Here is a 12,733-nt window from a genome sequence, read left to right on the forward strand (position 1 = left end):
TTAAATTAAAATTTAACTCTTACGCCAAAGGTGAAACTCCTTGAATCCGGATAACCAGTATCTGCATTTGAAAACGTATTTCTAATATTTACTTCTGGACTATATCCAATATAATCAGTATTTGTAAATAAATTTGTGCCTGTCAGATAAAATCTAATTTGATCTAATCCCAATTGTTTGTTGACTTCATCCGATAATGTGTACCCCAAACTTACTGTTCTAAGTCTCACATAGGAAGCGTCTCTAACAGCTAACGCATTTAGATATAAAGGTGTAGAGTCAAAATTAGGTCTTGGGAATTCAGTAGAAGGATTTTCAGGTGTATAATAATTTACTTTTACCCCATTGACCTTACCTTGGATGGTACCCCCATTATTAAAATCTGATAAAAACGGATTGACTTTGGTAGCCCCCTCAACAATATAGAAATCTACAAACAAATCGAATCCCTTATATGCCAATGTTGTTGATATCGAGCCAAACCAATCAGGATTTGGATCTTTAAACACACGATCTTCCTGCGTGATTTTACCATCAGGAACACCGGTTGCATTTCCGTTGGCATCAACCCCATTGGTATCGGCAATTTTTATATCTCCTGGTCTTAAATTACTTTGTGTTAATGCTGAATCTGGGTTTGCTTGTGGCGCATTGGCAAAGTCATCGCCTTCTTGCCAGATTCCATCAAATTGATATTGGTAAATCACACCAACTGGCTGACCTACATAATAATTGTAAGTATCATCTGCCAATATTGGGTTTCCATCACCATCATCATATAATTCTATCAATTTGTTTTTGTTATTTGACCAATTTGTTGAAACCGACCATCTAAAATCGTCCGTATTGATAATATTGGCTGTTAAGCTCAATTCAACACCTGTGTTTTGTAATTCACCCGCATTAAAATAAGTATAGCGATATCCAGTAGTGGACGGTACACCACGTCTTAATAGCAGATCAGTGGTTCTTGCATCGTACCAGTTAAAATTACCTACCAATACTCTGTTGAAAACCGAAAAATCCAAACCAAGGTTAGCCGTTGTTATTCTTTCAAACTTTAAATTCGTATTTGGTAAAATAACAGAAGGTGAATATCCAGAAGCAGATTGATCATCAAAAATATAATTTTGGCCTTCCGCTGTAAAAAGTGACGTATATGCACGCCCTAAATCATTTACTAAAGAACCGTAACTGGCTCTAAACTTCAATTCCTGAATTGAATTGACATCTTTCAAAAAGCCTTCCTTATGAATTTGCCAGGCGAATGAGGCTGCAGGATTAAAGCTCCACTTATTATCTGCAGAGTTGACAGAGGCGCCATCGGCTCTACCAGTTATTTCAAACAAGTATCTATTCATAAAATTATATCGGGCTCTCGCCATAAAAGAAGCCAATCTCTGCTGATTTTTATCGCGTTCTACCGTAACATTTCCAATCGCATTTGTAATTCCATCATATCCAAGGCTTTCATTAGTAAAACCTTGTCCTTCTGTAAATGTTCTGCTAAACTTATTTTCTTGTGCAGACTGAACCAGGGTCACGTTAAGTTGATTATTATCATTGAACTCTTTATCCCAGGTTAAGATATTTTCAATTAAATAGGATTCTCTCAATTGATTATCAATTCTAGCAATTCCATTAACATCATCGCCTGCAGAACTAAGCGATGATTGATATTGACCTCTTTCAGAAGTTCTTCTGGTCATATTGGTTTTCAATTGATACTGTAGATCTTTTGTAATTTGCCAAATAGGGGTGATATTAATAACATAATCATTGCCTTTTTCATCGTGTTGCTGTTGGCGAAGATTAAATATTGGGTTTATCGGTGATGATTCCTCGCCGCTCGGAAAACGAGTAAGGTTACCATTCTCATCATAGGCTCTTCCCAATGGTGAAAATGTAATGACGTTAACATTAGCCGGTCGTTCTGTGTCATCATTCAATAAATTGACATCAAAGTTGACTGAAAATTTATCGCTGATTTTTTGATCCACATTCAAACGGAACGTTTTTCTGGTATAACTCGATGTTGGTATGATTCCGTCTTCTCTAAAATAGTTAAGACTTCCAAAAACCTTGGTCATATCCGTTCCACCACTGACACTTATGGCTTGACTGTTTACAAGTCCCTTTTTCAGCAATTCATCCTCCCAATTTACAAATTGATTATTCGCTATGGACTCCAATTCTATCTCAGAGAAGATGGTTGAATCGTCCGGATAAACATCACCTGCATTGGTAGACCTCACTGCTTCTCTTCTTAATTGGGCAAATTCCTGACCACTATATACGTCAAAATTTCGTTCCAATGTTTTGGTCGTCACGTAACCATGATAACTTATGCTCATTTTATTGGCCTTTCCACGCTTGGTCGTAATTAAGACAACCCCATTTGCACCTCTGGATCCATAAATAGCCTGTGCAGAGGCATCTTTCAAGAACTCAATAGATTCAATATCATCAGAATCAATATCTTCAATGCCGCCATCTCTAATAATACCGTCAACCACATATATGGCACTGACACTTCCTTCAATAGAGCCTCGTCCTCTGAAAATAATATCAGATGTACCGCCTGGTCTCAAGGTTCCACCCCCTACATTAACCTGTAAACCAGCAATTCTACCTCTCAACATTTCGTTTACGTCGGAGGTTGGTGATAGTGTGGCCTCCTCTAAGTCAACGGTAGCAACCGAATTCACGATATCACTTTTCCTTTGAGTCCCATATCCCACAACAACGACTTCATCCAATGCACTTGCATCCGTTTGCAGTACAATAGTTATAGGGTCGGTTGATGCTTTCACTTCTTGGGTTTTAAATCCGACGTATGAAACCACTAAAAGTGAATTAATACTCGCAATATCAAAAGTGAATTTACCATCAAAATCTGTTGATGTCCCATTTCTTGTGCCTTTTTCTATCACAGTAGCACCTGCCAATGGCATGTTGTCATCTGCCGAAATCACAGTACCGCTTACCGACGTTTGCGCCTGAGAGGCAACTGTAAAAATGCAAGACATAAAGAGTAACGCGCCGAGCATTCTTATTTTTTGATTAAATAATTTTAATTTCATGAAAATTGGTTTTTGTTAAAATTATATTTTATGTTCTTGTAATTATGAATGAATCATGTAAGCCTCCCTCCAGGTTCGGCTCTTGTAAATTTAAACCCAAAAAAAGATTTAAGTGAGAAATTGTACCTCGATAAAAAACGAACAACTCAATTTGTTTAAGAAAACATTAACAAAGCAGGCATTGTATTACGCATAAACACTAAGAAACCTCCTTTTATACAATTTTGATAAAAAATTGACTTAAGACACTGTATATTAGCTCCTGTAGTGGTTTTGTCGTGGTAAAAAAAACGCTTGTAGTGGTATTAAAAATTTAGGATGTACTCAACAAGTCCATCGTTGTGCTCTAATTTCAATCGTTTTCGGAGACGATAACGTTTTGTTTCCACACTTTTTGTAGAGATGTTTAGTAAAGGTGCGATTTCTTTGGAAGATAAGTTCAATCTGAGATAGGCACAAAATCGCAAATCATTAGGAGTGAGATCAGGGTGTGCTTGTTTGATTTTATCTAGAAAATCTTTATCGGCATTATTAAAGGCTTGTTCAAAAAATTGCCAATCTTTGGTATTATTTAAATTTTTATCAATCAGTTTTAATGCTGATCGATTTTCTTCAGTTGGTTTTCCTTTTCTTAATTCTTTTTTAATACTGTTGAGCACTTCATTTTTCTTAATGATACTCATGGTAGATATTGCCAACTCCCGGTTTTTACTTTCTATTTCCTGATTCAACTTTTCATTTTTGATCTTCATGATCGTTTGCTCATTCTCCAATTGCTCATGTTTCATTTTTTTACTGTAATAGCGCTTATAGGTTTTGTGGGTGACAAATCCTAAAAACACGAGCAGCAAAGTATATAGGATGATGGCCAAATTACTAAGGTACCAAGGTCTATTGATAGTAAAAGAATAGCTTTCCAAATTTTCTGACGGTTCATTGCCAATCAAGGCCCGTACTTCAAAACTGTAATCGCCAAAGGAAAGATTTTCAAAACTAGTTCGAGATTCATTGGACCATTTGCTCCACTTTTCAGAAAGCCCATTTAATCGGTATTGATATTTTACTTCGAGAAATTTATCAAATTCAGGTACTGAATATTCAAAGCTGATAATACCTTTTTTATAATTAAGATCACCTTTTGCACCAACCTCTAACCTTTCAACCTGCTCGTCAAGCCCCTCGAGTGTCACTGAATTCAAATAAACATAATAATTTTGTGTGTACTCAATTTGCGAAAGATCAATGGTAATATATCCATTGGCTGTTCCCAACAGATACCTATCGCCATTAATTAGGGTGATGTTTTCATAGCCCAATGGTCCCTTTCTTAAATAAGATGGAATAGAAATGGTATTGATCTTTGGTTTATTGGTCACATCATCTGTGGTGACATAAACGATATTGTCTTTTGTAAATGCCCATAACTTATTCGTTTTATCAACTATGAGCTTTCCTGAAATATAATTATCTTCCGTAAACAGGACACTTAGGATCGGATCTCTTTCAAAACTATCCTTTTTGGGATCAAAATTAAAAACGCCGTCTTCTGAGGCAAAAACAATCTGATTGTTGTAGGCTACCAAACTCGAGTTTTTGCCTACCGAGAGTGTCTTTTCCATTTTAAGTTCTTCCACTTTAGTATATTGTTCATTCAGTTTTAAACGGAACACCCCTTTGTACTCATGGTTCACCCAAACCTGATTACTATTATCAATTGTAAAATAACGTGATGAGTTTTTAAATCCTTCAATTTTGTTTCTTACCTGCCAATGACCATTAATTTGTTCTAAAATGATCAAGCCACTATAATTGCCTTGGAGCAGTAATTGGTTATTATCTGGAATCTGCTTAAAATCCCAAGTCCCCAGAACCGTACTGATGTGTTGTGCTTTTTCTCCTTCAATCAAGAAGGTTCCAAGATGATGTCCACAAAATAAAGTTTCATTGTTATGATTATAAAGGCTCCAAACTTGTCCCTCAGTACCCTTAATTGGTTTAAAAATGGCATTATTATCCTTCCATTTTCTATAAAAAAGACCTTGATTGGTTCCAATATAAAGATGGTCCTTAAAAACCTGCGATGCATATACGGTTCCTATGACACCTTCATAGTCAAATAAGGTTTTGATGGCCGATTTAACATTGACACAGTCTATTCCATTATCCAACCCCGCCCACACATTTTGGGCTTTATCTTCAAAAAGTGACAACACCGTATTGTTGCTCAACCCTCTTTTTTGGGTGATTTGATAATCGAGTTCACCGTCTTTGGTGATATGTAACAATCCATTTGAAATTGTTCCAACCATAAAGGACCCATCCTTTAGCTGGATTCCGGTGAAAACACTCGTGTTATTCAGTATGGAATCAGCAGCAATGTCCCATTTTCGGAGTTTCTCATCTTCATAAATAAAAAAACCGCGATTTCTCGTGATCAACCTCAACTGATTATCCACTTCAAACACATTGACTACTCGCCCCTTCTTAACAATATCCGCTTCAATTATGAGGTTGGGCTCACCCCCATCAATGCGATACAAGCCCTCATTGGCCACGTGAAAATAAATGTGACTGTTAACCTTAAACAGTTTGTAAATAATATTTTCAACCTCAATGATTTTGAATTTTTCGGTTTCGCTATTGTAAAAATAGATATGGTCATTGGTTTGAAATAGCACCCATTCATCATAATCAATAATATTCCACACTTGCTCGTCCTCTACCATTTTCATTTCGAGTTTTGGTACTAAGGACATATATTCCAAAATGCCAAATTGATCAGCAGTCCAATATCCAAATTCAGCATAACAACCCGTATAAATTTTATTTCCAATAACGTTCACGGCACGCATGACCGTATTATTTGGCGAATTGTACAACCTCCAGCTGGCACCGTCAAACTCAAGAAGCCCACGATTATTTGCTACGTAGATAAAATTATTTGAAGCTTGAGACAACATCCAGTTTTGATTGTCACCTCGATATTCTTCAGTAGAAAATCTTTCAATCGGAGGCATTTCCTGGCCGATAACTGTCAAGTTAAAAAGTAAAAAAGCAAGAAGAAGAAAACGTCCCATGGAATATGAAGGTTGCGACAAATAAGACTTATATAAAGCCGAGCCTAAAGATAGTTTTTGAAAATGACTAAACAAAATGATATGCTTTCACGAAAAATCAGTAAACTATCTCATATATTATGACGTCAAGATAGTACCAACATCAACAAGGCCGCTAAACAAGCACCTACAATTGGTCCCACAATAGGAATCCATGCATAGCCCCAATCGCTGGCAGCTTTATTTTTTATGGGCAACATGGCATGCATTATTCTTGGCCCTAAATCACGGGCAGGATTTATGGCATAACCCGTTGTGCCACCCAAAGACAAACCTATTGACCATACAACAAACGCTACGGGTAAAGCGCCCAAAGAACCTAAGCCAATTACGGTTTCAGGTTCGGTTAAGGTAGCATCGGTGAAATAAAGCACCGAAAAGATCAATACGAAGGTGCCAATTGTTTCACTCATAAAATTGGCAAAAGTGTTTCTGATTGCTGGAGCAGTGCAAAACACAGCCTTCTTTAATTGAGAGTCTTCCGTAGCTATAAAATGTTGCTTATACACTATCCATACAGTTCCCGATCCAATCATTGCGCCAATCATTTGTGCCAGAATATAGGTCGGAACTTCACTCCAAGGAAATTTTGCAGCAACTGCCAAACCTATACTTACCGCTGGATTTAAATGTGCACCGCTGTATGGCGATGAAACAATCACTCCAACATAAACCGCTAATGCCCATCCCGTCGTTATAACGATCCAACCACCACTATTGCCAATGGTTTTACTCAATACAACATTGGCTACAACGCCACCTCCCAAAAGGATTAAAAGTGCTGTCCCTATAATTTCTGATATAAATGGTGTCATCTTAGTTATTGATTATTATTGTTTATTGGTCATTTTCAATCTTTATTGGCCTAGCAGATAGCACTAATTATTCTTTGACCAATATTCTAAGGCATCGATTGCTCTGTACCAGCCTTTGATGTCCTTTTCAATTGCTGTTCTGTCTTTTTTTGGTGAAAATCGTCTATCGGTTTGCCAAATCTGTTGGATTTCTTCAGGATTCTCCCAAAACCCAACCGCCAGACCGGCTAAAAACGCAGCACCCATGGCTGTGGTCTCCACTATTTTAGGTCGCACGGTTTCCGTATTTAGCACATCCGCCTGAAATTGCATCAACATATTGTTGATGGTAGCACCGCCATCCACACGTAATTCTTTTATTGAGATTCCAGAATCTGCCTCCATGGCCTTAAGGATGTCCATGGTTTGATAGGCAATTGATTCTACGGCAGCACGAGCAATATGCGCATCTGAACTACCGCGGCTCAATCCGAAAATGGTGCCTTGGGCATGCTGATTCCAATGAGGCGCACCTAAACCAACAAAAGCAGGCACAAAATAAACCCCTTCCGAACTTTCCACAGAAGCGGCTAAGTTTTCAACATCATTGGAGGTTCTAATAATTTTTAAACTATCGCGAAGCCATTGAACCACAGCGCCGGCGATAAAGATACTGCCTTCAAAAGCATAAGTGGTTTTACCATTGATTTTCCAAGCCACCGTAGTCAATAGATTGTTTTTTGACACCACAGGTTTATCTCCAATGTTCATCAACATAAAACAACCAGTGCCATAGGTGTTCTTCACCATTCCTGGCTTGGTACACATTTGGCCAAATAAGGCTGCCTGTTGGTCTCCCGCAATTCCGGCAATGGGAATTTTGGAATCATAAAATGTAGATTTTGTATGCCCATAAACCTCACTCGATGCTTTTACTTGGGGCAGCATACTTCTCGGGATGGTCAATAACTTCAACAATTCATCATCCCAATCCATGGTATTGATATTGAAGAGCATAGTTCTGGAGGCATTGGTCACATCTGTAATGTGCTGCTCTCCCTTTGTGAAATTCCAAATCAACCACGTGTCAATGGTTCCTAAAATAAGATCTCCGGCCTCTGCCTTTTTCCGTACACCTTCCACATGGTCCAAAATCCATTTCACTTTGGTGCCAGAAAAATAAGAATCGATGACAAGGCCTGTCTTTTCCCTGATCAGATCATTCTTGCCCTGTTTTTTCAAGTCGTCACAATACACAGAAGTTCTTTTATCCTGCCAAACAATGGCATTGTAAACAGGTTTTCCCGTTTTCCTATCCCATACCACAACAGTTTCACGCTGATTGGTAATTCCTATGGCAGCAATATCTCCTACATCCAAGCCTTTTTTTGCAATGGCTTCTGCAGCGACTCCTGCTTGTGTTGACCAGATTTCCAGAGGGTCATGTTCCACCCAACCCGGTTTTGGGAAATGTTGGGCAAACTCCTTTTGCGCTACCGAAACGATATTGCCCTTTTTGTTAAAAACGATAGCTCTTGAACTCGTAGTACCCTGATCTAAAGCGAGAATATAATTTGCCATATTGTAGTTTTTTATGTTTAAAAATAAAATAAAATCAGGTCTTTATAAGTAAGAACGGCCCCATTTATATGATATATTGATCTGCCAATTGGGTGAATTCCTCAATCTGGGATTGTTTCCAAGCCTCGTCCTTATCTAAATACTCTGCTAATATCTCAGCCACTTGTGGCGCGACGTCTTGCGAAGCCTTCGCATCCAAGAATAGGATACGCACGCGTCTTGCCAAGACATCTTCTACCGATAGGGCCATTTCATTTTTTACAGCCCAAACCACTTCGGCCTTTAAAAATTCCAATCTGGGATGCAACTTTTCACCAAGCTCTGGCGACCCCTTAATCAGTTCCTCAATGGCTCTTTGATCTGTGCCATAAATATACAGGTGGTCGTCATCATCCGCTGAACCGTCGGCTCCATGAATACTCAGATGCTTTGTTTGACATTTCTCACGAGGCAATTTTCCCAACGCAATCACCTTGTTTATGGTGTCTTGGGCCATTCTTCTATAGGTGGTCCATTTGCCGCCGGTAATGGTAATCAAATCGGACGATGACACAATTATCTTATGACTTCTTGAAATTTCCTTGGTTTTTTCTGAAGGATCTTTTGGTGCAGCCAGCGGTCTTAATCCTGCAAAGATGCTCAATACATCAGCCCTGGACACGTGTTTATTCAAATAGGCGTTGGCAGTTTCCAAAATAAAGTCAATCTCCTCTTCCAGAGGTTTAGGTTCCAAGCTATGGCTATCGAGCAGCGTATCGGTAGTACCAACCACCACTCTATGATGCCAAGGCACCAAAAAAAGCACTCTCCCATCAGCTGTTTTAGGAATCATAATAGCATCGTTGCCCGGCAGAAAGGAGCCGTCCAGCACCAAATGGATACCCTGGCTGGGCCTAACTGTGTTTTTGGCGCCAGCAGTATCCATTTGCAAAATCTCATCGGTAAACACGCCAGTTGCGTTGATCACTACCTTGGCATTAAAATTATATTCCCTATGTGAGTCTTGGTCAATTGCGGTAACACCACTGACTTTTCCGTCAGTATCTTTTTGCAATCGGATGACTTTAAAATGATTCAAAAGTGACGCCCCCTGTTCAATTGCAGTCTGAGCAATATTGACTGCCAATCGCGCATCATCAAATTGCCCATCATGATATACCACTCCACCTTTAAGATGCTCTGTTTTGATGGTTGAAAGTCTCCGAGAGGTTTCTTTTTTAGAAATTCTTATCGATTTACCAAAACTTAATTTTCCTGCCAGAAAATCATAGACTTTCAATCCCACAGTGTAAACAATAGCATCCCACCATTTATAGTTAGGAATGATAAACGATTGATTCTTGACCAAATGTGATGCGTTTTTTAGCATCAGACCACGCTCGTACAAAGCTTCCTGGACCAAATCAATATTGCCTTGCGCCAAATAGCGTACACCTCCATGCACCAATTTGGTACTTCTACTGGAAGTCCCCTTTGCAAAATCTGATTGTTCCAAGAGCAGGGTCTTGTAACCTCTGGTGACACTATCCAGCGCTACTCCCAGCCCTGTTGCCCCACCTCCAATAATAATAACATCCCAATCTGGATTGTTATCTAAGGGTTTTAATAAAGATTTCCTATCGAACAAAGTGTATTGATTGTTATTATTATTCCTTTTATTTGGTTTCAAATATAATTATTATTTTTTCTAAATGAAACAAAACGAAACTTTTTTACATATATCGAAACTAAAAACAAGTTACATGTATTCGTTCTCTTTCATTTGCTTATATTTGTGATGCAGCATTATGAAAAGACATCAAATCATATTAGAAAAATTGGCCAAGGAGAAACATCTTGAGGTCTTGGATCTCTGTGACCTACTTCAGGTTTCAGCAGTTACCATCCGTAAGGATTTGAGGTTGCTTGAAGAAAAGGGCTTGTTGTTTCGAACCCATGGAGGAGCATCCTTGGACAATCCCTATATCAATGAAAAGGCCATTGGCGAAAAGGAGAAAATTTCTGTAGAAGAAAAAAACGGCATTGCAGAATGCGCTGCCCAATTAATAGATGAAAATGACTCCATCCTGATTGCTTCAGGTACTACGGTTCAGGCCTTATCCAAATTTATCAAGCCCAAAAACAAACTGACGGTCATCACGTCCTCACTTTACGTTGTCATGCATTTGATTCATGATAAGAGTATAGAAATTCTGCAACTTGGAGGCTATATTCGTCACTCCTCTGGCTCGGTTATCGGCTCATACGCCGAACATATTTTGGCAAATGTTTCCTGTAGTAAACTGTTTTTAGGAGTTGACGGACTCGATATTGATTATGGTCTATCCACCACCAATCTGGAAGAAGCACAACTCAACAGAAAAATGTTAGCCTCTGCACAGCGAATTATTGTATTGGCTGATTCTTCCAAATTTGGTAAAAAGAGTTTTGCTAAAATCTGCGATTTGGATCAGATTAACGAATTGATTACCGACAAGGGGATTTCAGCCAGTTTGAAAAAGAAATTTGAAGAAAAAGGAATTAAAGTTACCATAGCCTAAGAAATACCATTGAATCTATAATTAATTCTCTCAGGTTATTTCCACAGATCGTCATAGTCTAAGCAAAGAATCTACTTCATTACATTCGCCTCAATCCAGGCCTTATAAGCATCCTCTAATTCTTTTACCTTTTCAGGATGCTCAGCCGACAAATCGATACGCTCTCCTGGATCTTTAAAAAGATCGAACAATTTAAGTGACAAATCGTCCCTTATGGGTTTGATGTATTGTGCAGAAGGTTCACTCTTCCAGTGGTTTTCATTAGTATTGGTCAGTTTCCAATCACCCTTTCTGACCGCCCAAGTTTTTTGCCATTTCCAAACCAACAAACGGTCTGGTTCTGGCCTGAATAGGCTGATGCCATCAATTGTAGGGTCTGTAATTTTTGATCCTGTAATCTCCACTAAAGTTGGCACGATATCTAGTGCCGATACGTAATCGTTTTGTACTTTTCCGGCAGCTATCGTTCCAGGCCAACTTATGGCCAATGGTACGCGAATACCGCCTTCCCATAAGGAATATTTCCCACCGGTCAATGGCCTATTATTAGCACCTGTAAGCGGAGAGCCACCGTTATCTGAAATAAACACAATCAACGTTTCCCTCTCTAAACCTTGCTCTTTTAAAGCATCCAATACTCGTCCGATATTATCATCCAAACAATTCAGATTCGCTAAATAATATTTTCTTAAATCCTCATGCTGAATGGCACCAATACGGGAATATTTATCATAATACGCAGAATAGGATCCTGGTTTGTGTTTTCCAAAAGCCTCCATATTGTCAGGATCGTAATTAGGAATTTCCTTCACGTCATATTTGTCCAAATATTTCTTTGGAACTTCATGAATTAAATGGTGTACGGCACTATAAGACAAGGTCAGGAAGAATGGTCGATCTCTTTCTTGTTTGATATAGTCAATCGATTCATCCGTAAAAATATCGGTCAGATAACCTTCCTCATAACTCTTTTCGCCCATATTGTGCATCAATGGTCCCAAAAGCGCACTCGTTCCATAAGGATCAGGGGTTCTATCCTTTATTTCTTGAGAGTTTAACCAATAATCATGAGCGTGTGCACTGAATCCCAAAAACTCATCATAACCATGTTTTAAGGGGTATTCACGAACATCATTTTTGTGAAAGTTTCGTCCCAAATCATTTTTACCTATGCGCGCTGTAGCATAACCCGCCTCTTTCAAATACTCAGCGATGGTTTTGACGCTGTCAGGAAGTCCAGGCCCCCAGCTTGCCGGCTTATCCCACCTGAACTGGTTCTTTCCCGTAAGCAAGCCAGCTCGCGACGGACTGCAAACGGGTGCTGTCACATAGGCCTGTGTAAAAACCGTGCCTGACTCGCCTAAGCGTGTAATGTTTGGGGTCGAAATACTCCGGTCATAATCAGCAAATGGAGAAAAATCGGCATATCCCAAATCGTCAATAACGATCAATAATATATTTGGTTTGGTTTCTTTCTTTTGAACCCCAGTTTTACAAGAGAATAAAAAACTGAGCAATAATAATCCGATAATATTTTTCATGATTTTTAGAGACTCTATAGAGCTTGACATCACAACTACATAACTAGGTGGATTTTTGATGTGTGTATTAGTTCAAAG

Annotated in this window: 7 protein-coding genes; 1 reads left to right on the forward strand and 6 read right to left on the reverse strand. The window is 38.8% G+C overall.

Annotated features, from left to right (window positions below):
• Positions 1–5 precede the first annotated feature (5 nt).
• The 5 genes from G6N06_RS14000 to G6N06_RS14020 form a co-directional block, all read right to left on the reverse strand.
• On the reverse strand, positions 6–3,083 hold the full coding sequence (locus G6N06_RS14000) for a SusC/RagA family TonB-linked outer membrane protein (protein WP_163517416.1): 3,078 nt from the start codon (positions 3,081–3,083) through the stop codon (positions 6–8).
• A gap of 305 nt (positions 3,084–3,388) precedes the next feature.
• A complete protein-coding gene (locus tag G6N06_RS14005; protein WP_163517417.1) occupies positions 3,389–6,121 on the reverse strand; it encodes a triple tyrosine motif-containing protein in 2,733 nt (910 codons plus the stop codon).
• Between the two features lie 164 nt (positions 6,122–6,285).
• Complete coding sequence (locus G6N06_RS14010) at positions 6,286–7,014, reverse strand: MIP/aquaporin family protein (protein ID WP_163517418.1); 729 nt, start codon at positions 7,012–7,014, stop codon at positions 6,286–6,288.
• A 63-nt stretch (positions 7,015–7,077) separates the two neighbouring features.
• Positions 7,078–8,574 carry a glycerol kinase GlpK gene (glpK, locus tag G6N06_RS14015; RefSeq protein ID WP_163517419.1) on the reverse strand — a complete coding sequence of 499 codons (1,497 nt, stop codon included), beginning with the start codon at positions 8,572–8,574 and terminating at the stop codon, positions 7,078–7,080.
• A 64-nt stretch (positions 8,575–8,638) separates the two neighbouring features.
• A complete protein-coding gene (locus G6N06_RS14020) occupies positions 8,639–10,243 on the reverse strand; it encodes a glycerol-3-phosphate dehydrogenase/oxidase (protein ID WP_323027446.1) in 1,605 nt (534 codons plus the stop codon).
• A gap of 118 nt (positions 10,244–10,361) precedes the next feature.
• On the opposite strand from G6N06_RS14020, the gene G6N06_RS14025 reads away from it, so the two are divergent.
• Positions 10,362–11,114 carry a DeoR/GlpR family DNA-binding transcription regulator gene (locus tag G6N06_RS14025; RefSeq protein ID WP_163517420.1) on the forward strand — a complete coding sequence of 251 codons (753 nt, stop codon included), beginning with the start codon at positions 10,362–10,364 and terminating at the stop codon, positions 11,112–11,114.
• Between the two features lie 71 nt (positions 11,115–11,185).
• On the opposite strand, the gene G6N06_RS14030 is transcribed toward G6N06_RS14025, so the two are convergent.
• On the reverse strand, positions 11,186–12,655 hold the full coding sequence (locus tag G6N06_RS14030; protein WP_163517421.1) for a sulfatase family protein: 1,470 nt from the start codon (positions 12,653–12,655) through the stop codon (positions 11,186–11,188).
• Positions 12,656–12,733: the final 78 nt, after the last annotated feature.

This window comes from Gelidibacter japonicus (assembly GCF_010725055.1).
Lineage (GTDB): Bacteria > Bacteroidota > Bacteroidia > Flavobacteriales > Flavobacteriaceae > Gelidibacter > Gelidibacter japonicus.

Coding starts and splice junctions, on each gene's coding strand:
- glpK (WP_163517419.1), bottom strand. CDS start 8,574: ATGGCAAATTATATTCTCGCTTTAGATCAGGGTACTACGAGTTCAAGA.
- G6N06_RS14010 (WP_163517418.1), bottom strand. CDS start 7,014: ATGACACCATTTATATCAGAAATTATAGGGACAGCACTTTTAATCCTT.
- G6N06_RS14000 (WP_163517416.1), bottom strand. CDS start 3,083: ATGAAATTAAAATTATTTAATCAAAAAATAAGAATGCTCGGCGCGTTA.
- G6N06_RS14025 (WP_163517420.1), top strand. CDS start 10,362: ATGAAAAGACATCAAATCATATTAGAAAAATTGGCCAAGGAGAAACAT.
- G6N06_RS14030 (WP_163517421.1), bottom strand. CDS start 12,655: ATGAAAAATATTATCGGATTATTATTGCTCAGTTTTTTATTCTCTTGT.